Annotated in this window: 25 protein-coding genes; 6 read left to right on the top strand and 19 right to left on the bottom strand. The window is 40.1% G+C overall.

All coding sequences use genetic code 11. From position 1 onward, the window contains the following. Positions 1-19 precede the first annotated feature (19 nt). The 5 genes from DP114_RS13235 to DP114_RS13215 form a co-directional block, all read right to left on the bottom strand. Complete coding sequence (locus DP114_RS13235) at positions 20-271, bottom strand: hypothetical protein (protein ID WP_169268407.1); 252 nt, start codon at positions 269-271, stop codon at positions 20-22. A 169-nt stretch (positions 272-440) separates the two neighbouring features. Beyond that, complete coding sequence (locus tag DP114_RS13230; protein WP_246163159.1) at positions 441-1,517, bottom strand: VMAP-C domain-containing protein; 1,077 nt, start codon at positions 1,515-1,517, stop codon at positions 441-443. Positions 1,518-1,593: 76 nt separating this feature from the next. Then, on the bottom strand, positions 1,594-5,427 hold the full coding sequence (locus tag DP114_RS13225) for a HEAT repeat domain-containing protein (protein WP_169268408.1): 3,834 nt from the start codon (positions 5,425-5,427) through the stop codon (positions 1,594-1,596). Positions 5,428-5,454: 27 nt separating this feature from the next. Next, positions 5,455-6,777, bottom strand: a complete 1,323-nt coding sequence (locus DP114_RS13220; RefSeq protein WP_246163158.1) for a CHAT domain-containing protein — start codon at positions 6,775-6,777, stop codon at positions 5,455-5,457. 219 nt (positions 6,778-6,996) lie between these two features. Further along, a complete protein-coding gene (locus DP114_RS13215) occupies positions 6,997-7,902 on the bottom strand; it encodes a hypothetical protein (protein WP_169268409.1) in 906 nt (301 codons plus the stop codon). Positions 7,903-8,538: 636 nt separating this feature from the next. On the opposite strand from DP114_RS13215, the gene DP114_RS13210 reads away from it, so the two are divergent. Beyond that, positions 8,539-9,906 (top strand): pentapeptide repeat-containing protein, encoded by a 1,368-nt coding sequence (locus DP114_RS13210; RefSeq protein ID WP_171976304.1) that lies wholly within the window; start codon positions 8,539-8,541, stop codon positions 9,904-9,906. Between the two features lie 317 nt (positions 9,907-10,223). On the opposite strand, the gene DP114_RS13205 is transcribed toward DP114_RS13210, so the two are convergent. Beyond that, positions 10,224-11,039, bottom strand: coding sequence for a DUF3598 family protein (locus DP114_RS13205; RefSeq protein ID WP_171976303.1), 816 nt, complete (start codon positions 11,037-11,039; stop codon positions 10,224-10,226). A 67-nt stretch (positions 11,040-11,106) separates the two neighbouring features. Between DP114_RS13205 and DP114_RS13200 the strand changes: the two genes are divergently transcribed. Further along, on the top strand, positions 11,107-11,283 hold the full coding sequence (locus DP114_RS13200; protein WP_169264457.1) for a DinB/UmuC family translesion DNA polymerase: 177 nt from the start codon (positions 11,107-11,109) through the stop codon (positions 11,281-11,283). Here the strand turns inward: DP114_RS13200 and DP114_RS13195 are convergent, their stop codons facing one another. After that, positions 11,284-11,580 (bottom strand): hypothetical protein, encoded by a 297-nt coding sequence (locus tag DP114_RS13195; protein WP_171976302.1) that lies wholly within the window; start codon positions 11,578-11,580, stop codon positions 11,284-11,286. It abuts the gene before it with no gap. A 335-nt stretch (positions 11,581-11,915) separates the two neighbouring features. On the opposite strand from DP114_RS13195, the gene def reads away from it, so the two are divergent. Next, entirely contained in the window at positions 11,916-12,491 is a 576-nt protein-coding gene (def, locus tag DP114_RS13190; protein ID WP_169264459.1) for a peptide deformylase, read from the top strand. An 8-nt stretch (positions 12,492-12,499) separates the two neighbouring features. Further along, positions 12,500-12,697, top strand: a complete 198-nt coding sequence (locus DP114_RS13185; protein ID WP_169264503.1) for a hypothetical protein — start codon at positions 12,500-12,502, stop codon at positions 12,695-12,697. A gap of 157 nt (positions 12,698-12,854) precedes the next feature. Here DP114_RS13185 and DP114_RS13180 read toward each other — a convergent pair whose 3' ends face one another. Next, on the bottom strand, positions 12,855-13,247 hold the full coding sequence (locus DP114_RS13180; protein WP_171976301.1) for a carboxymuconolactone decarboxylase family protein: 393 nt from the start codon (positions 13,245-13,247) through the stop codon (positions 12,855-12,857). Between the two features lie 649 nt (positions 13,248-13,896). On the opposite strand from DP114_RS13180, the gene DP114_RS13175 reads away from it, so the two are divergent. Continuing rightward, on the top strand, positions 13,897-15,963 hold the full coding sequence (locus tag DP114_RS13175; RefSeq protein WP_171976300.1) for a caspase family protein: 2,067 nt from the start codon (positions 13,897-13,899) through the stop codon (positions 15,961-15,963). Positions 15,964-16,039: 76 nt separating this feature from the next. Here the strand turns inward: DP114_RS13175 and DP114_RS13170 are convergent, their stop codons facing one another. Beyond that, on the bottom strand, positions 16,040-16,930 hold the full coding sequence (locus DP114_RS13170) for a c-type heme family protein (protein WP_169264462.1): 891 nt from the start codon (positions 16,928-16,930) through the stop codon (positions 16,040-16,042). A gap of 129 nt (positions 16,931-17,059) precedes the next feature. On the opposite strand from DP114_RS13170, the gene DP114_RS13165 reads away from it, so the two are divergent. Next, on the top strand, positions 17,060-17,917 hold the full coding sequence (locus tag DP114_RS13165) for a phosphate/phosphite/phosphonate ABC transporter substrate-binding protein (RefSeq protein ID WP_171976299.1): 858 nt from the start codon (positions 17,060-17,062) through the stop codon (positions 17,915-17,917). A gap of 98 nt (positions 17,918-18,015) precedes the next feature. On the opposite strand, the gene DP114_RS13160 is transcribed toward DP114_RS13165, so the two are convergent. From DP114_RS13160 to DP114_RS13115, 10 genes are all read right to left on the bottom strand, one after another. Beyond that, positions 18,016-19,677, bottom strand: coding sequence for an MFS transporter (locus DP114_RS13160; protein WP_171976298.1), 1,662 nt, complete (start codon positions 19,675-19,677; stop codon positions 18,016-18,018). Between the two features lie 52 nt (positions 19,678-19,729). Then, positions 19,730-20,092: a RidA family protein gene (locus DP114_RS13155; protein ID WP_246163156.1), complete on the bottom strand. Its 363-nt coding sequence runs from the start codon at positions 20,090-20,092 to the stop codon at positions 19,730-19,732. A gap of 283 nt (positions 20,093-20,375) precedes the next feature. Continuing rightward, positions 20,376-20,903 carry a hypothetical protein gene (locus DP114_RS13150; protein WP_171976296.1) on the bottom strand — a complete coding sequence of 176 codons (528 nt, stop codon included), beginning with the start codon at positions 20,901-20,903 and terminating at the stop codon, positions 20,376-20,378. 97 nt (positions 20,904-21,000) lie between these two features. Beyond that, positions 21,001-21,225 (bottom strand): peptidoglycan-binding domain-containing protein, encoded by a 225-nt coding sequence (locus tag DP114_RS13145; protein WP_169264467.1) that lies wholly within the window; start codon positions 21,223-21,225, stop codon positions 21,001-21,003. A gap of 155 nt (positions 21,226-21,380) precedes the next feature. Then, the gene (locus tag DP114_RS13140) at positions 21,381-21,605 is read right to left on the bottom strand and encodes a peptidoglycan-binding domain-containing protein (RefSeq protein ID WP_171976295.1); all 225 of its coding nucleotides are present in this window, start codon (positions 21,603-21,605) and stop codon (positions 21,381-21,383) included. Positions 21,606-21,760: 155 nt separating this feature from the next. Next, positions 21,761-21,985 carry a peptidoglycan-binding domain-containing protein gene (locus tag DP114_RS13135; RefSeq protein ID WP_171976295.1) on the bottom strand — a complete coding sequence of 75 codons (225 nt, stop codon included), beginning with the start codon at positions 21,983-21,985 and terminating at the stop codon, positions 21,761-21,763. Positions 21,986-22,140: 155 nt separating this feature from the next. Continuing rightward, on the bottom strand, positions 22,141-22,368 hold the full coding sequence (locus tag DP114_RS13130) for a peptidoglycan-binding domain-containing protein (RefSeq protein WP_169264468.1): 228 nt from the start codon (positions 22,366-22,368) through the stop codon (positions 22,141-22,143). A 141-nt stretch (positions 22,369-22,509) separates the two neighbouring features. Then, positions 22,510-23,766, bottom strand: a complete 1,257-nt coding sequence (locus DP114_RS13125; protein WP_171976294.1) for a cytochrome P450 — start codon at positions 23,764-23,766, stop codon at positions 22,510-22,512. A 49-nt stretch (positions 23,767-23,815) separates the two neighbouring features. Beyond that, entirely contained in the window at positions 23,816-24,190 is a 375-nt protein-coding gene (locus DP114_RS13120; RefSeq protein ID WP_169264470.1) for a VOC family protein, read from the bottom strand. Between the two features lie 213 nt (positions 24,191-24,403). Next, on the bottom strand, positions 24,404-25,657 hold the full coding sequence (locus tag DP114_RS13115; RefSeq protein WP_169264471.1) for a cytochrome P450: 1,254 nt from the start codon (positions 25,655-25,657) through the stop codon (positions 24,404-24,406). Positions 25,658-25,757: the final 100 nt, after the last annotated feature.

Here is a 25,757-nt window from a genome sequence, read left to right as displayed (position 1 = left end):
TGGTGGGGTATTTCTATTGTTATAATCGAGGGTCATGTTTACCTGTATGCAGCCAATAAATGGGTGCTAATAAACCAAATGGTTTCCATTGTGATGAATTACGAATTACCCCAATAGTTCCTCTTTCATCTGTGCGAATAAATGTAAAATTTGGTCTGGGTGGTTGTCCCATAACACCAAAAGAAGAACAAGCAAAATAAGTAATTTTACATCCCCATAATTGACTCCATTTTTCAAAGACTTTTTGTGTTTCTGGAAATTTTAAATCCATTAATTTCTTTACTTTATGACGATAATTCCATAGCTCATATCTTGCACCTATCCGTAAAAAACCGTACAAGCTAAAAAGATGTGCGATAAAGCCACATAATTTTTCTTGGCTTTTCTCGATTAATAAAGGATTTTTTGTTTAATACTGAGTGACTAAAAAACATCAATTTTTATTGGTGCAAGATGTGAGGATTCAAACGTTCTAGCGATCGCAGTCGAATTGGATACTTAATCCCCAAAGTTATTTCCTCTACTATCGGGTCAGAAATTTTCCAGCGATCTACCTCTGTACTAATTAAATCACTGGGTAAAAATACCTCAATAATTAGCTGATATTGTTTACCTCGAAGATGTCTTAGACTTGTCTTCAGAAATTTGTTGAGTTGTTTTGGTATGTCATTAAATTTACATAATGTTCCCTCCTGCTGTTCATTTTGGTCAAGTAATGATATAAATTTGGATAAGTCGTTTACCGGTACTGAGTCATCAATAATTAACCAAGCATTTAGTAAAAACTGCTCATTGTCATCATCACAACGCTCAATGGTAGCTATTAAATAGGATTCAAGCTGTCCTTCTTTGTTAGAAAAAAAATCTGTTGAGTATTTATCTTTATTCTCTTCTGGATACTTTTTTGATGCTATTCCTTCAGCAAGGATACTCAGTTTATTACGAATTTCTTGAGGAACTTTTTCATCTTGACTTAACCGATTAAAAAATTCAAATAATCTTCTAAATTCCTCAAGTTCCTGTAATATTTGTGTAATATTATTTCCCTTTAAATTCCACACACTAGCATCGGGAGGTAAAGCGTCTTGATATGCTTGCTGAATACTTTCTTGAGGGATATCGGAAAAATCTAAATCTTTTAAGGATTCTTGAGAATGATTGCTAAAATTAGTGTCTTTAGCCAGTAATTGAATAAATGTACAATTTTCGTAAATATTACGTTTATCAATATCTCTTGCAGCTGCATCTCCACCTTGAGTATTTTGATGAATACCGCTTGTTTCTTGAATCGCTTTAACTAGGGCTTCCATCGCTTCCTTATTCCACTGGTTGTAAATGCGATCGCCTATATGTATTTCTTTACCTTCACCAATATTAACGTTATATCTACCTAGTTGTGATACAATTTGCAGATTGTCTGCCGAGAGCGATCGCCGCAGTTGTTCAATATCATCCTGAGTCTGACTTCCGTTAAGGATACGCTCAAGAATTTGATTCAGAATATCTTGATCAGCCAAATTATTCCTTCAAAAATCTAGGCAATAATTAAGTTATATGAACTAATGTCGAAGCATTAGCAGATCACTATTTCCTTCATTCCTTATCGTTTATCCCTTTTACGTTTTCTGGATAAACTGGAATAAATGGGACTCCTTCTTTACTAAACCGAATCGCCAAACGTCTAATCAAGAGAAAGATATCAGGTTGGTACACATTTATTTTTAAGTTTTGAATCAGACGTTCAAGATGATTTACGGTAGCCATCCTTTCTAAGGCTGAAATAGCTTCTTCTCGATAAGAATCAGAGTTATTTTTATTTAGTATCTCGATACACACATCACAGACCTGGGGAGCATTAATACTCACTAAATCCTTAAATGCTTGACTACGAATGCTTTGGTCATTATGGTTTAACTCTGACTTGAGTACGCTAATACATTCAAGACAACCTAACTTGGCTAAGGTATGGGCAGCAAGACTTTTAATAGTTGCATCTTGTTCGTTTAACAAGCTAACTAAAGCTTGAATTACCTGTGGAGTTTTGATCTGTGAAAGCGAACTAATGACTTGCTGTAGAACACGATACCGAAGTTCACCGTTAATTTGCTCGAATGTCTTTTGTAATAGCTGGATTAGTTTATTAGCTAGCGCTACATTATCTAGCTTACCCAATAATTCAAGCGCCCAATCCTGAGTTTCTTGGTGATTTATAGATTCGAGTATTTCATCAACTGCTTGAGAGGGATGAACCTGAAGCAGTCCATAAACTCCTTGTTTCTTAACTTGGGGATTGCTATCTTTAGAAAATCGTGCCATTGCCAGAAGTATTTGGGGATTATTACGAGACTGTGATGACATCATTAAGCATGAAGCTACTGTTTCTCGTACTGCCTGATTATCACTTACCATTGCAGATAGCAGTATTTGCAAGGCTTCTGGTGAGCCTAAATAGCATAGTTTTTGAGAGATAGTTTCGCTTGCCAACTCGTCCTTTTTTCCTAAATGTTCTGCCAAGAGTGCTATTGATTCAGAACTACCAATTTCTATCAGTGTATAAAAGATTTGCCGTCGATATTTTTTATCATTTATGTACTTAGCTAATGATGATAAGACAAGATAGTTAGAAACACCAATTGTCCTCAAGGCTGAAATTGCACCTTCTCGCAATTGTTCATTATCAACACATTGTACAAGGGTAGGGATTGCATGAGGACTCTTAAGATTTCCTAGCGTTTTAATTACTAAAACTTTCTCAGAAAAACTCTCATCTTTTAGAAAGTTAAGCAATGACTTAACTACATTTTCGCCACCAATTTCTTTCAGCGAAGTCATAATAGATTCTATAAGCTGACTATCTCGTGTTGTCCTTAAAGTTGCTATCAGTGCAGATATTGCTCTTTGATTGCCTAATCTACCTAATGCCCAAATAACTTTATTAACAATTTCTTGATTGGGGTCAGACAAAGCATTCATAAGGAACTGAAAGGCTTCTGGCTTGCCTGACCTACCTAGACCAACAGCTGCTTGACCACGTACTCGAACATCCTCTGTTTGATCCATAAGTAAACGTGGTAAAACTTCCAAGGCTTGACTATTACCCATGTCACCAAGAATCCAAGCCCCTTCCATTCTGACAAAACCATCAATATTTCGATCAGTAATGACAGTAATTAAAGCCTCAACACCTATTCCTCTCCAGGCTCTCCTACGCCGTCTACCTACAAACTTGTCACCGTTATACATAAATAGCAAAGTATGTAAAGCGTCAGGAGTACCTAATGTTTCTAGTGCATCTGCAACTGCTCTATCAACGAATCCATCTGTTTTTTCTTCATTAATGCCTGTTTTTTCATACTGACGCGCAGAATAAATGTCGGTAACTACTGTTGAGTTTCCTATTCTACCCATAATAGGTAGTGTTTCTAGTAGTAAACTATAATTTGGATTTATTAACAAAGGCTTTCTTGCTGATATGTCTGCTTTCTTGGTAGGTTTAGGATTGCGAAGGGTCTGACGTAGTTTCTCAAGCATATAGGGTTGTGTTTGTCCCAACGCCACCATAATTGGACGAATAAATTCAGCAGTATCCGCATAACTTTCCCAAAACTGGTGGATGCGATTGATAATCTCGGCAATTAGTGGATGCGAAGTTTCATTACATTCAGCAACACAGCGTCCTGTCAGTAATAGCAAGGTTTGAAAAATATCGTCCTTTTCATTCAGAATTGTTTGCAATAAGGGAATTGGCTTTTTCATCAAGCCTGTCATCAAGCTAATAGTCTCGTGCCACTCGTAGTCCCAAAGATGTTTCTTAATTAATTCAATTCCATTCTTTGCTCGTTCCAAATAACATGCGGTCAGATACTCCTGAAAAGTTCGGTGCAGGAATAAATATTCGTCACTTTCCACATATAACTTTTGCAAAATGCCATTCTGTTCAGAGAGTTCTGTAATTAGCTCACTTGCCGAAACATTCCTAAAATCAGATGGGACTCTTTCTGCTTGCAAGTATTCTTCAATTTGATCGTAAAGATCGTCAAACTCAAATATTTCTTGACTTTCTTCACTAAAGTAGTAAGCTAGATATTCCAACAACCGTAGTTTTGCTCTTATCTTACCCTCAGATTCTTCATTGCGGTTTTGGCTCCATTTCCCTAGCATATACTCAAAAGCTTTCTCATACACCTGAGCGCGTCGAGAGGGCAGTGTTAATCCTTGCTCTTGATACAAACTACAAATCAATGACAATAGAAGCGGATTTTGTACCAATCCTCTAATTTGGGGTTTATTGTGCAACTCTCGAATTAATTTCGTTGCACACACTGACTTGTTCCTTAAATATTCGTCTGCATTAGTAAACCAAATTCTGATATACTCTTCAATCTGCTGATCGCTAAACGGGACAATTTCTACTTCCTTCGCCCCATCTATTAATGCGCCAGCATAGCCCACAATTCGAGAAGTACAAATGATTGGACAAGGATAATTCTGTGCAAAGCGATTCAGCCTTTCTCTAAGTTCAATCCTGTTGCGTTCAACTTTGGGAACTTCATCTAGTGCGTCCAACAACAATAGACACTGCCCCTTTTTTAATTTCTCCTTAAGTAAATAAATTATGGGTGGTGCCGTATTAGGGTAATCCCGCTCAATTAATTCTACAACTGCATCAATTACTTCTTTGGAATGCTTGGCTAACTCGGATAGCCGCAGAAATAGTGGTAGGATTAATTCATTTAGTTCTCTGTTGCCTTCAAACTTCTGCCGTTCTTTTTGGGCGAAGGTTACTGCCTCCATTCCCAACAATGTAGACTTTCCCATCCCTGGATCTGCCAACACCATTATTTTGTAATTTTCTTGTTTAGTTTCTTTTTTTATTTCCTTTTTGGCATATTCCCAGTTAACAACAGTTCCCTTTGATTCTTCATCAGAACCTTTGAGCGCGTAAATGCGTTTGAGGTCTGCTTCCAACTCTACATAACTCCAAGTCGTTTCCACCTCATGTTTGTATTTCCTTTCAAGGGTGACTTGAATCGGAATGTACTGCTCTTTAAGTACAATCTCATACTGAGTGTGAAACAATCGAATTTTGTTGAACTTTTGCTCAACATCTTGCAAAAATCGACAAATTGCTTCCTGTTGTTCTTCTTGACTAAGAGATAGGGGTTGCGGAAATTGAATTTGCAGGACTTCTAACAAAACCTCTTTGATGGTTTCAGCATCAGTGCCTTGGTAGATGCGATCGCCAAAGTGAATATCTCCCCCAGTTATCTGCCCAATGTTGGTGTTGAACTTCCCGTTTTGGGATACTGACTGTACCACACCGTCAACTATTTTGAGCGATCGCCGCAGTTGGGCAATATCCTCCTTAGTGTGACTTCCGTTAAGGATACGCTCAATAATGTTACTCAGATTATTATGGTTAGCCACACTGTTCCTTCCTTGCTAGCCAATATCTTATTTTTTATAATTCTTGTTTTTAGATGATTCTGACTGATAATAATCATCTCCTATCCTAAAATTACTGGCTTGACCAAAGTTATTGCTTTTATCTCCATACTGCTGCACATTTTGGGTAATCTGAGTTCCGCCTTGTGCAGCAGGCTGTTGGCTAGATTCGCTTGAAACCTTATCACCCTGTATCTCATCTTCCGCACTCTGACGTTTAAATAAATACCCATCCTGCACACGCATGAAGATGACAGGGGTAGCAAAATCGCGTTTGCGATACTGTGTATCGAGTGCAACTGTACGTCGTCCATTTTGTGCGGCAATATCTACCGGACTATCTTGGGCTAATCGCTCGTAGAGTTCGTAAGCAAATTGACTTGCCGTTAAATTAGATACTTCGTATTGCATCGCCACGACTACAGGTATATTCTGCTGCACAATTTTCGAAGCTACACTTACAAAAGCTTGTGATGTAGAAGACATTGCACTTTCACAAGCTTGCAACAATACAATACCTGGGCGATGTCGATTTAGTAACTCAGCAAAACCTCCAGCATCTACCCATGATGCTGTGTTAAATACTTTTTTTACTAAAGCAATTTGTCCAACTTCTTCCCCATCCTCATCTTGCAAACGACCATGACCGATAAAGTGGAAAATATGGGGCTGTTTTTCTAACAGAGCATCAATAGCATTAGGAGTGGCTGGATTGACAATTGGCAATAACTCAATACGTTCAGATTGCTCCTTCGCTAAGTCTTCCAGTCCCGATTTTACTGTTTGATACTCAACTGTACCCAAATCCTTCGGTGCGGCGATCGCCAATGCAATCCTTAATTTCTCCCGACGCTCAAGCTGAATTGGTGGTGCTGGGTTCCATTGAGCGCGGCGGCGGGAAAACACTAGGTAAGGATCTGTGCCAATCCAAATCTCACCCAAATTTGCACTTGCAGGTAAACACATAAACTCCCAAGGCAACGCAGCCAATTCAGGCATTCCTTGTTCGTCAATATCTAATTCTACCCGTAGCAATTGCTTTTCCTGTTGCACTACCTGGAAATGAAAATTCACAAAATCCTGACGCAGTGTACTGTCAAAAAGAACTTCAAACAATACTTCCCCAAGGGTACGTGCCTGCTTCGAGTTCTTCAGTTCATTGTTACCAACAATCTGTAAAAGCTGTTTAATCTCTTCCTGCTTCTCCTTATAGCGCAGGTTACCAGAAGGTTCACCCTTAGATTCATGTTGAGCATTCCATTTTTGTACCTGCACACGCGCGTCATTAGCTACACGAATGCGGTAAATATAGTAATTTTTTGCAACCATCATATAGAAAATAATTAATTTTAGGTATGCTCACATCTTGCACCAAGAAATATTGATAGTGTTTTGTCACTCAGTATTCAAGCAAAAATCCTTTGTTGATCGAAAAAAGCCCAGAAAAATCATGTAGATTTATTATACATATTTTTAGATTGTACGGTTTTCTACGGATAGGTGCAAGATATGAGTATGGTTTTGCTTTTTGTGATGCTGATTTAGTTTGGTTTATTTAGGAAGGGTTAGCTTCCATAACTCGGCATCACCACGGGCGAATTGGCTTGCAGCGTCATCACCTTGTCCCAACAATCTCTGAAAACGCTCCGACAAGGCAGCAGCTACATCTTCTAAAGTAGAAGTTAACCAGTTCATCTTCGGTTCAGCCCATACTGTACCCCGCACAGTTATCGAATCAGTTCCCTTGGGCACTTTAAAGACGATTGCAAATTTTGCCGTCCCAATTCGTTGTAAATTGTCATCATTAATACGCCAGTAACACAGAGAGTTACCTTCGCCATTAGTGATAATTTCTGAACAACCAAGTTGATAGTCGTAAGCTGGGACGGCTAGAAAAGCCTTGAAATTATTTTTAGTGGACACGTTTGCTTTCAGGTTATCAGGAATCGATGGTAAAAATTGAGCCAACTGGGAGCTATCGATTCCTATACTCCATTGCAAGTCACCACCCAAGCCCACATCCATCCCTACACCAAAACTCATCACTGAACGCCATTTATCGGCTGGGAAGAGGCTTTGAATAATTGGCTGTTTGCTTCCTTTGGGTCCAAAATCTAGCTCGCAGGTTAACCGCCAAAACTGAGCGCCTCGCTCAGGGCGTAAATCTACTGTATGAGTCATGTAATAAAAATCGAACTGGTCGCGCATCTGTTGCTTGTAAATGTCAATCAATTCGGTGCCACTATTTTTAAATGTCTTCTCTGTGAGGCGAATTAACTTGTCTTGAGGATTGCCAAAACTGACCTTTGTTTTAAACAGACTGTCAACAGCTTCCGCCCCAATGCCTAGTTTTGTACCACCAGCGAGAGTTCCCTCCCATTTTTGAACTTCTTGTAGCAAGTCAGATAATAAAGCATCCGTCTGTTCTGGGTTTGCAGGGGTTAGCTCATCGTTCATCTGCACTATCTCCTTTGTTGAAACTTCCGTTCTGAATAAATAAGCATTTAACGATACCAACAGAATCTACAAAGGTAGATACTGCGATTCCTAAAAATTTTTGGAGTTTAGACTAAATTCTATTTTTAGGCTAGAACTATTGTATAACTGCAAACATTTTAGATTTCGGAATTATAAAGCTGTTATAAATTGGGAAAGCCACTCTGGATAAGGGTTTTGCTGTTTGAGATCAAAAATTAGTCTAAACTCCAATTGTCTGAGAATGACAAAATATACCTTTCATATACTTTTCAGACATCCTCTCAGCTCGACTTTATCCATTTTCAAGCAATGCCCTCGCATACGTTAAAACCCTTACATAGCTTAGACTTTGACTTTTTCAAACTCGGCAAAATGAGTAATGTAGGAAAAAGTTTTTGCCACCAAGCTATAACTTTTGCCAAATAATAAGGTTTACGCTGCTTAATTGGATAAAGTCGAGATCAGGCCCAGTTTGGGGCGCTAGCCCCGAACTGGCAAGGCTGGCTCATTTTTAGAAATCGCAACCTCGTGAGTGCCAATCTGTTATCTAAATCTGCCAAAAACTGATATCCTACAACTAGTAGTTAAAGGTACCCAATTTAATTGTAATTAAACGTGGCTCAAAACTACCGTAATGCTAAGCTAAGAGGCAAATCCTTTAAAGGGCAAGACTTAACAGGCGCAGATTTTTCTTATTGCGATATCCGAGGTGCTGACTTTACAGGTGCGACACTCAGAGGAGCAAACTTCAGCCATGCGCAAGCAGGACTACAACGCCGTTGGGCATTTGCGTTAGTCATATTTGCGTTGCTGCTATCGGCAGTATCAGGATTGCTATCGGCTGTTGGTGGTTCGTTGCTAGGATTTATTCTAGTTGATGGCAACCGTCAAAATGTCTATGTTACTGTCATCAGTTCAATAATATTGTTAATATTTTTTCTCATCTCTATGCGCCAAGGAGTCGCAGCAGGCTGTGGGTTTTTGGCAGCGGCTGTTATAGGATGTGGGCTTGCAGCAGTCGTATGGGCTGGGATAGTGGCTGTAGCATGGATTGGGACAGGCACTCAGACACGGGTGATGGAATTGGCAGCTGTGGTATCGGTAGTCGTCACCGGGGCTGTGGCAGTTATAGTGTCTGCAACAGGGCTAGTGCTCATATCCGGGGCAGCGGTGGTGGCAGGACTTATCGCTGGGTTATTGGCAGTCGCGCTGACAGTCTCAGTCGCAGGGGCTGTAGCGGGAGTAGTAGTTGTAGGCGCTGTAAAGATAGCTGGTGTCGTCGCAGCAATACCAGCCTCTGTAGTAGCAATATTAACCTTAGTTGTGTCTGCTGATGTGAGTAGCCGTGGCTTATATCAAGATGAAAAGCAAAGCTGGATTAGCAATCTTGCTCTTGGTTTGGTGACAAAACACGCTACAAATTTTCAAGAAAGTGATTTGACAGATGCGGACTTTACGCAGGCAAGACTTAAAAACACTACCTTTAAAAAATCTATTTTGGCACGTACCTGTTGGTTTCAAGCGAAAAAGCTGAATCTGGCTGATATTAGGACAACTTATCTTAAGGATGAAAAGATCAGACAACTATTGGTGACAAAACAGTTACAAAACCAAAATTTTGATGGCTGGAATCTGCAAGGTATCAATTTGCAAGGAGCAAATATTGCAGATGCTAGCTTAGTTGCAACTGTGCTGAATGAGTCTAACTTACAAGATGCTGATTTTTCTAGAGCCAACCTGACAAGAGCACAATTAGATAGAACTGATTTTAGAGGTGCAACTCTTACAGGCGCATACATCGGGAACTGGGGCATCACACCGGAAACTAAGCTAGATGGGGTTAAGTGTGAGTATATTTTTCTGTGCGTACCCACAAAAGATAATCCTAATCCCCATCGTTTACCCAGCAACTGGGAAGAAACTTTTGAAGATGGGGAGTTTACTCAATTTACTCGCACATCATCAAAATTCTCAACAATTTAGACAAAAGACTTGACCGAAACTAAGGGTGTAAGGGTGTAAGGGTGTGAGGGGAAATGCATTTATTTTCTGGCGTTGCTGAATTTGGCAATGAATTATGGTTGTAGTACGATGTTCATTTTCCTGTAACCTTGTAGAGACTTGCATGCAACGTCTCTACATCAATGGGAATTTTAAAATTCATATCTTGATTCAGCAACGCCTATTTTCTTGTACCCCTACACACGCCAGATACCTACGGAGGGAAACCCTCCTATGGCACAAAGTGCCACGCTGCGCGAACAGTACTGGCTCCCCTACACCCCTATACCCCTATACCCCTACTTGTTGACTCTATGTTCTGTTACCAAAGTCAGCGTAACCCATTCACCTTTGTCGTCGTAGCTGCGAATCATTCGTTGGCGTAAGTCTGGTTGGATAAGCCAACCGACTTCAAGAAAAAGTGGTTGACGTAATTGCAACTTGAGTAAAGAGGTTGCAGAAGCACCATCAGGTAGAAGTAGGACTTGTATCTGCTTTTGAGGATCTTGGTTGAAGTGGATGATAGAGTCTTTAACAGTCGCGGTTGAAGTGATTGTGCGTTCGCCAAAAGTTAAGCTTTGCGTTAATCGCCCAGCACCATCAAGTTGTAGCTGCATTTTAGTGGAGTTAGTTTGGGGTGAACGCCAATCTGGATATATTGTCACTGCTTCACCCTGCCATTCTCCCAAAAGGTCATCTACTGTTAAAGGTGGACGTTGTACTGGTTGGGTTCCAGCCAGATGTTCTCGAATCAGAGTGAGTTTGTCTAGCTGGAGGTTTTTGTCAAATAACTGAACCAGACGTAAGCGACGATTTTGCCAAATTAAACCTAGTTCTGCCCCAAATTCTGAAAATGGACCAAGCTGTGTTGAACCTTGAGAAAACGCCCCATTTTCAAAAAACAGCACACTACGTCCTAAGGACGAGTATTCAAAAGCTTTTTCATTTTCCTGAGCGAGGCGAATTGTTTGGCGGATTGTTTGGTTGTTGTTTAACCCTTCCAAGGAAACTACGCTGGGAGTATCTTCTAGAATTTCACCTTGAGGCGAGATACGGGTAAATGAACCTTGCCATTCACCGAGGTTTTTCAGCAAAGATTCCCATTGCGATCGCATAATTATAAATTTTTAGTTATGAATCAGACATTATACCTTATAAAAAGTACATTTTCTTATTAGATAATTGAGTGCGATACGCTTAGCGTCAAGCTTCTGGCTTATCGCTTATGTCGCAAGGGAACTATTTGAAGCAATTGAACTAAGCGATCGCAGTATTCGGCTACTGGGCATTTCACTATCAAATCTTGATAATGTCCAAACATCCCAAGCTATTCAACTGGCATTATTTGAACTATCCTAATCATTCTACTTTTTCATCTTGAGACTCATCAGAAATAGGTTCTAATTCGGTTTCCGGCTCAGTTTTGATATTAGCTTTCGGCTTAACGGGTTTGGGGCCACGCGCCAAAGCCGGATTAACCGGTTGCCTTGATTCATCCCCAAAGGATGCTTTTTTGCCCCTACCCTCAGAGCGGTCATCACTCCGTTTTGAGTTTTTGCGACTGGGTAGGGGAGTGGGCATAGAATCCAAATTTTCTGACTTGGTGTCAGTGCTTTCAGAAGACTGACGCTCAGATTTCTTGATTGGGCGTTCCACTTTTGTTAACTTTTTTTGATTGACTTATCTTATATAATATATCGCTGTCAGGTAACAAATAATTTGTTACTTAAGATAAGTAAAAGTCACTCAATGGATTAAACTCATACACCCTGATGTATGTCTTTACATAGGAGTAAATAGTTTTTGTACCGGTGGGAGACAGCCCGAGCGTGCAATCGCCCAGCTTATACCAAAATAAACTTGAGAGCAGATATGGGCATTACATCCGTTAATGGTGGGTTTTACCCAATTCAGGAAAGGGACTGGAATTGTTAAGATCAAAAAACTGACAATATATTAAAACCTAGTTAGCACAACTGAGTTACAAGACCATGCCTATAGAAATCGCTGTTGAAAAGAAAAAGTTACAAAATCCGCCATTAGAACTTCATTATTTAGGCGATCGCGTTCTACGTCAAGCAACTAAGCGCGTATCTAAAGTTGATGAGGAAATTCGTCAAGTAGTACGCGAAATGCTACAAACTATGTACAGCAAGGATGGCATTGGTTTAGCTGCGCCTCAAGTAGGAGTTAACAAACAACTCATTGTCATCGACTGCGAACCAGATAACCCAGCTAACCCACCACTGGTTTTAATCAATCCCACGATCACAAAGGTTAGCCGTGAAATTTGTATGGCGCAAGAGGGATGTTTGAGTATTCCAGGGGTTTACATGGATGTAAAGCGTCCGCAAGTTGTAGAAATTTCTTATAAAGATGAACACGGGCGTCCCCGGACATTAAAAGCTGGAGATTTACTTGGACGATGCATCCAGCATGAAATGGATCACCTCAACGGCGTGGTATTTGTAGATCGTGTAGAAAACTCTTTAGCTTTGACGCAAGAGCTATCTAAGCATGGATTTTCACATCAGGCTGTAAAACCAATAGATAGGGTGGTCCGCTAATGAATATAATGACTCCAAAAAGCGGTTTATTTCTCGCTGGTTCTTGTATTACGGCTATAGCCGCAGTCGGTTCAATGTTTGAACTCGGTTCTGGACAACCAGACTTGGGTACTGAGATAACTGCAATTATCCTGGCAATAAGTATTCCACTGACAGGATTATTTTTTGTTGCTGCAGTTAGGGATGCTAGAGCTAATATTAAGTAAGCATCAGGTGTAAAGCAAGGAAAAGGAAAAAGAAAAAAGGAAATATAAATCTTTTGACTTTTAGCCTTTTCCCTTTTACTTAAAGCTGATTATTTCATTGTGATTTGAGAGAAAAATTCCTAACAATTGAAAGAATTATTGCTGTGAGGATAAGCCTCTACGTCTTGAATTGCTCATCCAGTGGAATTTGGTAGCCATTGGCAAGGCGATTGGTTGTATTTGCTGTAGCAATAATCCCCATAAGTTCGGCGAACATAACATCGCTCATGCCTTTTGCATATGCCCCTGCTGTATGCGAGGCGATGCAGTACTCACAACCATTTGTCACACTCACCGCAATATAAATCAGTTCGCGCATCAACGGATCGAGTTCGCCGGGACTAGTCATCACTTCTTTGAGTGTCTCCCACGTTCGCCGTAGAGTGGGGGGATGATTGGCGATCGCTTTCCAAAAATTGTTAATGTAATCAGTCTTACGAGTGGCGCGGATGTCGTCATATACGACACGCACTTCGTCACTGGCTTGTTCGTATTCAATGAGTTTGGTCATCTGAATGGAGAAGTATAAAGGACAAAGACTTTCAGATCATAGTGGTATTAGCGAGTTGAAAATCCCTTATCTTCTGTTAGTCTGCGTAGCCTCCGTAGGTATCTAGCGTTGGAAACCTTCCCGCAGCGCTGGACTCACCAAATCAAACCAGGTTCCTATATCAAACATTTCGTGAAATAGTATAACAGTCCGTTTTTTCCTTTTGTTATAACAATTAATAATAACTTTTCTGTTTTCGTTGTTTTCGTCATTAAGTTTTGTAAATATTGGCGTAATTGATCAAAATCACAGTGACTAAATATATAGGTAAAAGTATTTGATTTTCGGAGGAAAAGCGTATTTAATATTGAAGGCTAACCAAAAAGTAAGACCCTTAAAGATTATTCGTTAATAACTGTATAAAAATATAACAAGTACTTAAACTCAGTCATCTGGGCTGGGCAAAGGTTGTGGATGTTATGACGCTCAAGTGCCTTAGTTAGCAAAGGAGTGGAAAATCAATTTTCCTTTGAGTGCTTTAACGCAATCAATTTGCTAGATTAGACGAAAGTAAAACAATTTGCTGAAGTGAAAAACTCAAGTTCATAAGGATTTACTCAACAGACTTATAGAAAATTATCGTAGTTCTTTTTAGGATTAAGTAGTAATTATGTGCCCCCTCGGTATTAGTTCTAGTGGTTCTAGTGACTCAACTACTATATTGAAAACAGGAGAAGCCAAGCTTTGGATTCTCTTGGTAGGCGTTAACGAATACCAAGATCAAACCTTGCCTTCTTTGCGCTACCCAGCGTTAGATTGCCAAGGGTTAGGAGAAGCGCTTAGCAAAGCCACCCAGGGATTTCCTAATAAAGAAGTGATTGTTCATCACGATTTTGCAGCACAAGCTCCTACCTTGCAAAAGATTCGTGGGAGCCTGCAAAAAATTGTTTCACAATCGAAATCCCAGGATACCATCCTGTTATATTTCTCAGGGCATGGAATGTTAGAGCCTAATACTCAGCAGTCTGTCCTGTGTTTGGCAGATACCCATAAAGATAACTTGCTGGGTACAGGCTTAGGTATGCAAAATCTGTTGCAGATGTTAGGGACTAGTTCCGCTAATCAACAGTTACTTTGTTTAGATACCTGTCATAGCGGTGACTTGAAGTTGTTGGGGGGAAACCGTGGTACCGCCAGAGATGGAGATGTCCCTAATACTTCACTCACTCCTACAACGCAAGTAATGATGAATGCCTTGAGACAACGTGCTGCTCAAAGTAAGGGATTTTGTGCCTTGCTATCTTGTGATCAAGGACAAAAGTCTTGGGAGTTTCCGGAATTAGGACATGGAGTATTCACTTACTATTTAATGCGGGGAATTTTGGGTGAGGCTGCTGATTCATCTGGAATGATTGAAGCAGACGGACTTTACAAATATGTTTACCGCAAGACCCAGCAATATATAGATAAATTAAATCAGCAACTGCGTTTGATTAATCAACAAAAACTCAACCGTGGAGAGCGTCAATTATATCCAGAATATCCTCAGCAAACACCTAAACGAATTGTAGAAGGAGTAGGAGAATTAATTGTTGGATTCAAGCCAACAAAAGTTGAATCTTACAAGCAGCGACGTGCGGTTGTACTCGATGGACTTTCTAACAGCAAAACAACTATTGAGTTGAGTCGATTATTTGCTGGTGCTGGCGGTTTTGAAGTTGAGTATCTTCCAGGACAAGGTAAAAGTTTGTCAGAGATACGGAGAACTATTCAAGAATTGACTCGTTGGCATAATCATTCAGAAATAAAACCTTTTTTACTGTCTAAAATCGTCAATATACCAACATGCTTATTATATTTGCGCGGGCGCATCGAAGAAATTGAACACGAAGAAGCCTGGTTAGTTTTGAGTGATGGAACACGCTTGAGTCGTTCTTCCTTAAGACAAGAATTGCGCCGTGCTCAAAAAACTCAACAAATCATTATCTTAGATTTCATTATTTCAGATTCTTCTGAAGCTACTTCTGTGGAGAATTGGATAGAAGATTTGCAATGTGACACAGAGTATGGACAATGTTTAATAGCTGCTGCAACACTGGCTAAGCAACCAGAGTTATTTTCTCAAACGCTTCTAGAAACCCTTGTTGCAGCAAATTCGCAAGCTGGCTTATCAATTGTTAAATGGATTGCTCAATTACAAACCTTTTTCCAAAGTCAAGGTATTAATCTGCATGTTTGGCTATCAGGTACACAAGCAGTTATAGATATTTTACCTGGTAATATTGCCACGATTTTTCAAGATTTGCAGAAGCCAAAAGAAACTGAAAATGAGAAAAACAAACAGGAAGATGATGCTTGCGTGTTGCTGAACAAGCCTGACTTCAAATGGCAACACAACGAAAATTTATTCTCCAATCCACCTTCTCGAATTCCTTCCTTATCTTCACCAGAGCATTCACAAACGCAGAAGTCTTTTTCTCGTTCTAATTCTGATGTTCGTGTTTCAGCAACCAAACAATCCCAGCTAAATTTCCTTCCCGGTATTGATGCCAACTTTATTACCAAATGCGAGCGTGAGTTGGCTTATTCAATTGGTCCAATTGCTAAATTTGTCGTGAAAGATATTCTACAATCTCACCCGCAGATTTCCTTAACGGAGTTTATCAGTAAATTAGCGAAGAACATTCCCGAAACCAAACAAGCTTTAGAGTTTGAGCGGCGTATGCTCAGTCAATAGACTTCTGTAGAAAATAGCAGAAGCTACTCAGCTAAAAAGGTTTTTGATGTCTGCGGCTGAGCGCAATTTCAGACGGCTAATTACGATTTTTATTTAACATATTCATAGCCATTTCTAAACTGTACTTCATTCGATTGAACGCTTCTGCTAAATCTCCGACTTCATCTTTAGATTGTTTTTCAAAATTGGCATTCATATCACCAACGCTAACTTGTTCTGCCACATTAGCAATTTTTTTAATACGCAGTAGTACAGTCTTTTTCAACAACTGATTTACGACAATAAGGATAACTGTAAAAATAATCGCTACAACTCCCATCATCTGAACCCATGAGCTACGAGCTTTGCTCAAAATACTTGAAGCTGGAACATAAACTATTTGTGCTGCAACAATTTGATTGAGCTTCCATCCAAAACCATGCTCTTGTCCGTAGGTTGCTATTTGACTTTTTGGAGCTTCTTCAGGAGTGTTATGACAGCGCAAACAAGTCTGTTGTTCTATTTTAAAAGGTCGGGCGATATAAAATCGTTTTTCTCCAGAGAAGGTTCGGAAATCATGTCGGGGTTTTGAATCCGGCTTTTGAATAAAATCTTCAACGATTTTAGTTTCAAATTCGTCAGCTTTATCTCGCAAATTTGTTGGATTCAGTGTAGCGTCTTTGTAGACAAATTTTTCGTATTCTTTATTTTTACGGAAAAGTTCAAACACCTCTCTAACGGAATAAGATGGTATGGATTCTGCAATGAACTGCTGTTGAGTATCTAACTGCGGTAATAGTAAAGGTTGTACACGGTCGTTAGTATACTTTCTAACTGAGTTGACAATTTGCATGAGAATCTCGGCTTGAGAACTTACCTCATTCTCTGCATTTTTTTTAAATACATTTTCTAAAATTATTCCACTACCAAAAATACCAATAATAAAAACTATTATTAAGATGAGATTAACCTTATTTTGTATTTTCATGGTTTTTATTGCTGAATCAAAAATTATTATTTTTTATATCATTATAACATTTTTGTAGAAAAATGATTTAATGCTTAATATTATTAGATAATAACAAAGTATCCCAAAAATCTTTGCTAAAAACCTTTGATGTCATCTCAACTTTCCCGACGTTTATTTCTTTTACAGACATTGCTTCTGTTCACCGCTTGTGCAGCAGAAGAAACATCAAATCAAGAACTTGAGTTAGTAATTGGCATGATTAGCTATGGAGATGGAAAACAAACGCTAGAACGATTTGTTCGCTTCCGTGAATATTTGGGTGCTAAGACGAAAGCAATTATTCAATTAGAGCCAACTTTGAATGAAAACATAGCCCTTGAGCGCATTCAGCGTGGTGCTTGGTCATTAGTTTTTGCTCCTCCAGGTTTGGCTGCAATTGCAAGTGCTAACTATCAATATTCACCAATTTTCAGTCTTGAAAACCAGGACTATCCACAAGCAATATTTGTTGTACGCGAAGACAGTCTTCTACGAAAATTAAAAGATTTACAGGGTAAGACAATTGCCTTAGGTCAACCAGGTTCCGCCACTGGATATTATTTCCCATTGCGTAATCTTTCCGGTTTCACATTGACAGAGATTTTATCTGCTCCTACACCAAAAACAGTGCTTGAATTGGTGGCACAAGGAAAGGCTGCGGCTGGCGCCATTTCGTCAACAGAATACAATTTTTATAAAACGAAATTAGGTGCAGCAAAATTTCGTATATTATTCACTGATTCTCAAAATGTTCCATCTGGTTCTGTTTTGATTGGGCCGAATGTCGAAATAAATCGTCAACAGTTGATTCGTAATTATATGAAAGATGCTCCTCCTAATATAGTTCAAGACGTTGGATATGTACCAAATGCAGAACCCCCTGACTATAAAAATATGATTTCTTTAATTAAGCAGCTAAAACCTATTGCTGAGCGTCTTAATTCCAAACCTGTTCGTCTATTTTGATGAACTAACCCAAACTAAAACGAATGCCTGATTTCCATCGGCAAACACGAATACTATTTGATAAATACAAATCAAAGTCTTGTGAGCACCGATAATAGCTACTCATCAAGCGCAAACATGAATGTTATCGTGTCTCGCCGCCCAATATCAATGCGAATACCTGGTTTTAACTTGTACCAAACACCTGGTATGACTGGATAATTGTTAATGTAAGTGCCGTTTGAACTGTTCAGATCTTGGATATAGTATTCGTTTCCGTCAAAACGAATCTGGGCATGAACACGTGAGACAAGTTCAGAACTAGGTAAATCTGAAAGATCCACTTCGGGAATAATGCGATTGCTGGACTTGCCGATATTAATGACCTGAAAATTATCCGGCAATTCAAAGACTCTGTTAGTTTGGACATGTAATAGCTGTGCAATAGATGTTTGTATATTTGTTGGAGATGCAGGTTGTGGTGGAATTAAAGTTGTTTCATCGGTGTTTACAGGAAGCTCGACCTGTACGGTTTTTGCAGTGAAATTGAATATTTTAGTTGTTAGGAAATAATTGAAAACTGCAAATGAAATAACGGCAAAAACGGCGCTGGAGTAAAAGACTGCTGGTAGTCCCCAAAATGTGATGGCTAAACTTCCAAGAAACGGACCAAGTGTTTGTCCCCATGACATAATAGAGGTATTTACCGCCATAAATCCAGCCCGAGAATCTTGTGCAGAAAGTCCTCCTAACAGTGCTTGGGAAGATGGAAGAGCGATACCTTGAGCAGCACCCAATAAAATCATTGGGATGAATATCAACCAAAAGTTAGGAATAATAGGAAGAATCAACAGCGCAACTGCAAAGAGAATAAAAGAAAGTTTGATGAGTTTAATTTCCGAAAGACTTTGAGTCAAGCGTCCCAATTGAGCAGCGAAAAACGCCAGCGCAATTGACATACTCGTCAGGATAATCCCATTTTGCAAATCTGTTGTTTGGAAGTTCTTTGTCGCCAAGAATGGAATATAAGTTAAACATAAAGTTTGCAGCAAGAACAGAGACATGACTGCGAACAACAGCCCTAGTACGTGACGATTGTTTATGCTGTTCCAAGTGCTTTGTAGATAAGATTTGAGTTGAAATTTCTCTGTGTTCTGTGGTCTTCTTGGTAATCTTAGTGTCACCAGTACCAAAAATGCTATTGGAATGGCAACCAATCCTGGTAAAAACGTATATTGCCAGTTAATCTGGCCTAATATCCCACCAATAAGCGGAAAAAGTGCCCCACTCATACCAATCAAAGCGGCATTAAATGCCATTGCAGCGCCTAGTTTTCTGCCTTGGTAAAGATCGCTAAGAACGGTAAGTTGTAGCGGTTCTAAGCTAGCAGCACCAACACCCTGTACAAATCGCCCTCCTAAATGGATTCTAAATTGCTGTGTTACATTGGTCGTGAAATTAGATGCCCAGCCGCTTAACCCAGCACCAAGGGCAAACACCAGCAGCGAAGGAATCAGGACTTGCTTTCTGCCTAAAACGTCAGCTAAAATTCCAAATATTGGAGTAATAACCGCACCGGGCAACTGGAAAAGTGTCGAGATCCATGAAGCTTCCTCTGGTGTAACATGAAAAATTTTGTCTTGTATGGTTGGTAGTGCGGGGTTATAGAGGGTTCCCCCTAAAATTCCCACCACTGTCACAAGATTTATGATGTAAAAATTTTTATCTTGGAAGATGTTTGTTGAACTTTTCGGTTGGTTTCTTGTGCTTGACTGATTCATGGTTTGTGTTTACCCTCTCCTGACTAATACTTCGCTTGACAATTCTGGTAATTTAACTTTCTATCATAGGAGTGAGTGTCGCTATACATTCCATTTCCACTCGTGCATTTAAAGCTAAACCGGTTGCGGCTAAGGCACTTCTTGCAGGCAATCGTGACGGTGAGAAATAACTAAGATAAACCTCGTTCATAGGGCCCCACTCTTGTATATCCGCAAGCATTACCTTGCATTGAATAATTCGGTCAATTGATGAACCATGTCTCTCAATAATACGTTTAATATTGTCCATAGTTTGCTTTGTCTCAGCTTTTATTCCACCAGTGACAAGCTGCTTTTTCCCAGGGATGTTTCCGATAACCCCTGAGAGGTAAAGCATGTTACCAACACGTACGGCTTCCGAAAAGGGAAGATTCATAGATGTCGTCTCAGGAGAGGTTAGATATTCGACCGAATCTGGGGAATATGACATTTTGGCTGATTTTGGCTAAGTTTTGATTGTCTGGCTTCAATACTATAAGTTAAAGTAGTACCCAATCAGGTCATAGTAATTAACGAAGATAAAAACTTCATTTAATTCTCCCTAAACCAGTGTCTAAAAATAATAGATATCTTTGAAAATAAGACGTAACTCCTTATTTTGCTTGAGTTCAAATCTAATTTTCGCAGAAGTCTATTATTGTGCTATGACATGGCAATGACTAAATAGATTCTTCTGGTGAAGCGGAACCACTTTTAGTTTGCCTTAAGCCATAGAGAATAACAAAACAGGCTAAAAGGAGAAAAGTGGTCATGACTTTGGTAGGTATTTCGACAGCGGTCTCCAACCACGCAGGACCTTCGGGAAGTCCCTGTCCTGTCATCGGAAAAATCCTCACTAAAGCAAATGCTGCTGCCAGAATCTGACCAATCACACCAATATAAGCACTGATGAGAAACGACCAAAAACTTGCTCTAGCAATCCACAATGGTAACTTGAGGTATGGATAAGATAAACCGATGATTGCTAAGAACATTCCCTGTGTGATTGAAAGTGCATGGGCTGCTAGCCCCGCACGTGGATTGGCATACAAAGGGATCAACAAGCCAAGGATAAATCCTAAGGTACAGAACAAAATACCATGCCACAGAAGACTGCGTTTAAAAGCCTCACTCTGAATGCTATTCATTCCAGAAGATGGTGGTTTTTCTAACAAATTAGATTCAGAAGTTTTCTCAAGGGTACTCATTATTTAACTCTCCATCTCTTTAAAGTAAAACACTATACAACACGGGTTGAGTCGTCAACCCGCGTTGTTATCATAATTTAAGTTATACGAGTTTAGGTTAAACAGGAGGACCACCTAATTTTTGACCTGTTTGCGGTCCAACCACTCCATCTGGTGTTAAGCCATTGTCCTGTTGAAATGCTTTAACTGCTTCTTCAGTGGCTTGATCAAATGTGCCACTAACTGCACTGGTGTCAAGATATCCCTTTGCAGAAAGGTCACGTTGCAGTCCTTGTACAAAATCACCTGTGGAACCACGACTTAAGGTTGGAGGCATACCCATTGTTCTATTTCTCCTAAATAAACGACAAAATCAATTGCTGTGTGAAATTGAGATTTTCAAAACCAGTAGGAAGGATGAAGTCAGAAAATAAATATAGATTTGTGATTATTCAACTTTCATCCTTCTTACTTGTCTATAGGGTCTTGTTTTAAGTTTTATGCAGGAGGACCACCTAATTTTTGACCAGTTTGAGGTCCGACAACTCCATCCACTGTTAAGCCATTTTCCTGTTGAAATTTTTTGACTGCTTCTTCAGTTGCTTCATCAAATGTGCCGCTAACTGCACTAGCATCAAGATATCCTTTTGCAGAAAGGTCACGTTGCAGTCCTTGTACAAAATCACCTGTGGAACCACGACTTAAGGTTGGAGGCATACCCATTGTTCTATTTCTCCTAAATAAACGACAAAATCAATTGCTGTGTGAAATTGAGATTTTCAAAACCAGTAGGAAGGATGAAGTCAGAAAATAAATATAGATTTGTGATTATTCAACTTTCATCCTTCTTACTTGTCTATAGGGTCTTGTTTTAAGTTTTATGCAGGAGGACCACCTAATTTTTGACCAGTTTGAGGTCCGACAACTCCATCCACTGTTAAGCCATTTTCCTGTTGAAATTTTTTGACTGCTTCTTCAGTTGCTTCATCAAATGTGCCGCTAACTGCACTAGCATCAAGATATCCTTTTGCAGAAAGGTCACGTTGCAGTCCTTGTACAAAATCACCTGTGGAACCACGACTTAAGGTTGGAGGCATACCCATTGTTCTATTTCTCCTGAATGAGTGACAAAATCAACTATTGTGTGAAATTGAGATTTCAAAAATAAGTAAGAAGTATGAAGTCCAAAAAGAAATATAGATTTGTGATTCTTTAACTTTCATCCTTCCTACTTTTCTATAGGGGAGACTTGTGAGTTTTATGCAGGAGGACCACCACCTAATTTTTGACCAGTTTGAGGTCCAACAACACCATCCACTGTTAGGTCGTTGTCCTGTTGAAATTTTTTGACTGCTTCTTCGGTTGCTTGATCAAATATGCCGTTAACTGCAGTCGCGTCGAGATATCCCTTTGCAGACAAATCATTTTGCAGTTGTGAGACAGATGCATCGACAGAACCAAGTTTTAAAATTGGAGGTGTACTCATTGTTGTGTTTCTCCTTGAAACTACATATGAATGAACATTTTGAAGCTCAGTTTTTACTGAATGGCTTCGATTCAGTGGCACATAGATACTGTAAGCAGGCTACGTTACCAAAGCTTTTTATGGACGGGTTGACTCAACCTGTCACGCGACATCCCACTCCACCTCTAGGTGTGAGTAACCACGGAATATCATATTTGGAGAGTGGGTTAGTTCTTGATTGGGACGCAGTCGCAGATTTGGCAATCTCTTAGATAAGATCTCCAGCCCAATCCTTGCTTCCCGACGGGCAAAGTGCGAACCAATGCAACGATGGGTTCCATGACCAAACGCTAGATGGTTGGGGGTAACCTGTTTGAAGCGTTCTAAATCAACACTATCAGCATTGCTGTATTTAGTTTCATCCCGATTGGCAGAGCCATATATCAAATAGATTCGAGTACCCTTGGGCAGCATGACTCCCGCTAGCTCAACTTCTTGGGTAGTTGTGCGAGTCATTGATGTGACAGGAGCATCATACCTTAGTATCTCTTCAAGAGCAACAGGAATGAGTGCAGGATTATCACAAATAGTTTGCCATAAATGAGGCTGCTCTAGCAAGTGTTTTAAAGCATTCCCAATTAGATGAGAACTCGTCTTATGTCCTGCTTGTACTAACCCACATAAAATACTGACTAACTCTACCATGTTCAGGTCAGAGGACAGCACATTGCTAATGAGATCGTCTTGAGGTGATTTCCGTCGCTCCTCAATGAGACTAACAACGTAGTGCTGCATTGACACAAAACTTTGAGCACATTCTAACTGACGTTCTGGCGTCATTGGCGTTGACAGCAGCTCATCCATGTCATAGCACCACTTCTTAAGATCTTTCATCCTGTCTGAAGGAATACCATACATGGTGAGGATGGCTTCAAGCGGTAGTGGATAGGAAAATTGCCGTATGATGTCGGCGTGACCATCATTAACAAAATTGTCTACCAATCTGTTAGCAATAGTGTGAATTGGTCCTTCCATTGCCTCAATCCGCTCTGGTGCAAATACTCTCATGAAAGGAGCACGCAAGCGTTTGTGATCTTCGCCGTCACTATTCACCAAATCACGAACTTTGGGGACACCTTGCTTGAGGGCTTCAACTGTTTGAGGCGTGAATTTGATCACCGGAGCAAGAGTATCCATTGAAGAAAATCTTGCTGGGTCTTTAAGTACCTTTAAGATTTCATCATAGCTAGTCAGAACATAGCCGTTTAACAATGGGCTATGAAATAGCGGCTCTTCTTGTCTTGCAACTTTATAAAACGAATATGGATCGTCCAGTTGTGGGTTGACAAATGGTTGGTATTTTTCCCCAAGATGGGGGCAAGTTTTCTTTTCCGGTTGTGTTGAATGTTGTCCCATCATAGTTTCTATGTTTCTCTATTTTGGTTTTATTTATATTGCTGACAATCATTCATTTTTGACAATCAATACTGAACGGGTTACCTTCTGGATCAATACCTTCGGCAATTTTTAACCCAGGCGAGGGAGAACGAATTGCGCTAAGTTTAACGCCGCGTTCTGTCAATTCTTTATAAGCTGCATCAATATCATCTACGTGAAATGCTAACAGCGTGGGTTTATCTGTACCGATTTGCTTCTGCATATTGCCGTGCAAAACCAAAGTGCATTCGCCTGTGATAAACTCCACCCATTGTTTATCAATGCGTCCTTCTATACTTTGCCGACATTTGATTGTTAAACCCAATTTATTTTGATAAAAATCGATTTGTTTGTCTATGTCTGTGACGTAGACGAGAGCTTTTGTCAAACCTTGTATAACGTTCATGATGATTGTACCTTATTTGCAATTTTTTTATGGGCAGAGTTTGTATGATTTTAGATTTTAGATTTTTAATTTTTGATTTAGGCGTTGCTGATTAACGGTAAGGCGTGAAGGCACTGCAGAACTTGTGTTTGAGACATTTGATTTTTTTCTGTCATACTTACTCGAAAGCAACGCCTAAATTTTAGAGGCGATCTAAAATCTAAAATTTGTGAATTAAGCGATCGCAGGTTTTTTAAAACTAACGTGCAAATGATTAGGACCATGAAACACAATGTTGTTTGCCCACTCAATTTTTTCATCTGCCAAACGAAGCTCAGGCAAACGGTTGAGCAAGACATTCATGGCAATTTGACCTTCAGCACGAGCTAGCGATGAACCAAGACAGTAATGGATACCGCCGCCATAGGCACTGTGTTTGTTTTCTGCACGCTGTATATCCAGAACATCAGGGTTCTTGAATTGGCGAGGATCTCGGTTAGCTGAGCCAAGCATCACTCCTACGCTATCCCCACGCTTAATCAACTTGCCGCCAACCTCAACGTCTGCATAAGCCCAGCGTGTAACCATCTGGATTGGCGTGTCGTAGCGGACGAACTCTTCTATTGCAGCAGGAATGAGTTCGGGGTGAGAGCGTAACTTTTTGAGTGCTTCTGGATGTTGGAGTAACGCCAGTGCACCCTTGGCAATCAGGTTAATTGTGGTTTCGTGTCCTGCTGTCAGCAGGTGGGTGCATGTGGCGACAATTTCAAAGTCGCTCAGCTTGTCGCCCTCATCAGCAGCTTTAACTAAAGCTGAAATCAGATCCTCACGTGGATTGGTACGTCGTTCTGTGATTAAAGGCGTGAAATAATCGACGAATGATTGAGCAGCCTCGTTTGCACGTTGGTAGACTTCTGGTGGTGGTTGCAAACGAGAGGCGCTGGCATGTTGCATCGCTAGTGCCCATTCACGGAACAACGGCAAATCTTCGGGATCAGCACCTAGCATAATAGCAACGACCTTAGTTGGCAGAGGGAAAGCGAACTCCTCAACCAAGTCCAACTCACCACGGTTCTGAACTTTATCCAACAGATTGTCTGCAATTTCGTAGATGGCTGGACGGATGTTTTCAACAATTCTTGGGGTGAATGCCTTGCTAGCCAGCGATTTTAGTCGTGTGTGATTGGGTGGTTCCCGGAAGACTATCCAATTACTGACGAGAGCCAAGAACGCGTTATATGCTGTTGGCACTGGCGTGGTTTCAACATCTTCTCGTTCGTTCAAAGTCTCGCGACCAAATCTCCGGTCTTCGAGAACTTTCATGACATCTTCATGACGGAAGATGTACCAAGCACCAGGCAACTTGGGATTCGCTGATACTCCCCAATGAACGGGATCTTCCTCTCTGTAGCGACGATAGACGGTGTAGGGATCTTGGATAACTTCTTTTATAAACGGGTTTAATCTTTCAATTGTTGAACTAGACATTTTTTATCTCCAATAAAAAGTTTTGAATCAGGGGTTAGAAGTAGGGAATAGGGAACGCTTAACAGGAAACGGGGAAAAGAGTGTTTTTTTCATATGTTGC

This window comes from Brasilonema sennae CENA114 (assembly GCF_006968745.1).
GTDB lineage: Bacteria > Cyanobacteriota > Cyanobacteriia > Cyanobacteriales > Nostocaceae > Brasilonema > Brasilonema sennae.
This window is presented reverse-complemented; position numbering and strand designations above follow the sequence as displayed.

Excerpts from the sequence above, each read along its gene's own strand:
- DP114_RS13235 (WP_169268407.1), bottom strand. The coding sequence starts at position 271 with ATGGATTTAAAATTTCCAGAAACACAAAAAGTCTTTGAAAAATGGAGT.
- DP114_RS13220 (WP_246163158.1), bottom strand. The coding sequence starts at position 6,777 with ATGATGGTTGCAAAAAATTACTATATTTACCGCATTCGTGTAGCTAAT.
- DP114_RS13215 (WP_169268409.1), bottom strand. The coding sequence starts at position 7,902 with ATGAACGATGAGCTAACCCCTGCAAACCCAGAACAGACGGATGCTTTA.
- DP114_RS13205 (WP_171976303.1), bottom strand. The coding sequence starts at position 11,039 with ATGCGATCGCAATGGGAATCTTTGCTGAAAAACCTCGGTGAATGGCAA.
- def (WP_169264459.1), top strand. The coding sequence starts at position 11,916 with ATGCCTATAGAAATCGCTGTTGAAAAGAAAAAGTTACAAAATCCGCCA.
- DP114_RS13185 (WP_169264503.1), top strand. The coding sequence starts at position 12,500 with ATGACTCCAAAAAGCGGTTTATTTCTCGCTGGTTCTTGTATTACGGCT.
- DP114_RS13180 (WP_171976301.1), bottom strand. The coding sequence starts at position 13,247 with ATGACCAAACTCATTGAATACGAACAAGCCAGTGACGAAGTGCGTGTC.
- DP114_RS13175 (WP_171976300.1), top strand. The coding sequence starts at position 13,897 with ATGTGCCCCCTCGGTATTAGTTCTAGTGGTTCTAGTGACTCAACTACT.
- DP114_RS13170 (WP_169264462.1), bottom strand. The coding sequence starts at position 16,930 with ATGAAAATACAAAATAAGGTTAATCTCATCTTAATAATAGTTTTTATT.
- DP114_RS13165 (WP_171976299.1), top strand. The coding sequence starts at position 17,060 with ATGTCATCTCAACTTTCCCGACGTTTATTTCTTTTACAGACATTGCTT.
- DP114_RS13160 (WP_171976298.1), bottom strand. The coding sequence starts at position 19,677 with ATGAATCAGTCAAGCACAAGAAACCAACCGAAAAGTTCAACAAACATC.
- DP114_RS13155 (WP_246163156.1), bottom strand. The coding sequence starts at position 20,092 with ATGAATCTTCCCTTTTCGGAAGCCGTACGTGTTGGTAACATGCTTTAC.
- DP114_RS13150 (WP_171976296.1), bottom strand. The coding sequence starts at position 20,903 with ATGAGTACCCTTGAGAAAACTTCTGAATCTAATTTGTTAGAAAAACCA.
- DP114_RS13145 (WP_169264467.1), bottom strand. The coding sequence starts at position 21,225 with ATGGGTATGCCTCCAACCTTAAGTCGTGGTTCCACAGGTGATTTTGTA.
- DP114_RS13140 (WP_171976295.1), bottom strand. The coding sequence starts at position 21,605 with ATGGGTATGCCTCCAACCTTAAGTCGTGGTTCCACAGGTGATTTTGTA.
- DP114_RS13135 (WP_171976295.1), bottom strand. The coding sequence starts at position 21,985 with ATGGGTATGCCTCCAACCTTAAGTCGTGGTTCCACAGGTGATTTTGTA.
- DP114_RS13130 (WP_169264468.1), bottom strand. The coding sequence starts at position 22,368 with ATGAGTACACCTCCAATTTTAAAACTTGGTTCTGTCGATGCATCTGTC.
- DP114_RS13125 (WP_171976294.1), bottom strand. The coding sequence starts at position 23,766 with ATGATGGGACAACATTCAACACAACCGGAAAAGAAAACTTGCCCCCAT.
- DP114_RS13120 (WP_169264470.1), bottom strand. The coding sequence starts at position 24,190 with ATGAACGTTATACAAGGTTTGACAAAAGCTCTCGTCTACGTCACAGAC.
- DP114_RS13115 (WP_169264471.1), bottom strand. The coding sequence starts at position 25,657 with ATGTCTAGTTCAACAATTGAAAGATTAAACCCGTTTATAAAAGAAGTT.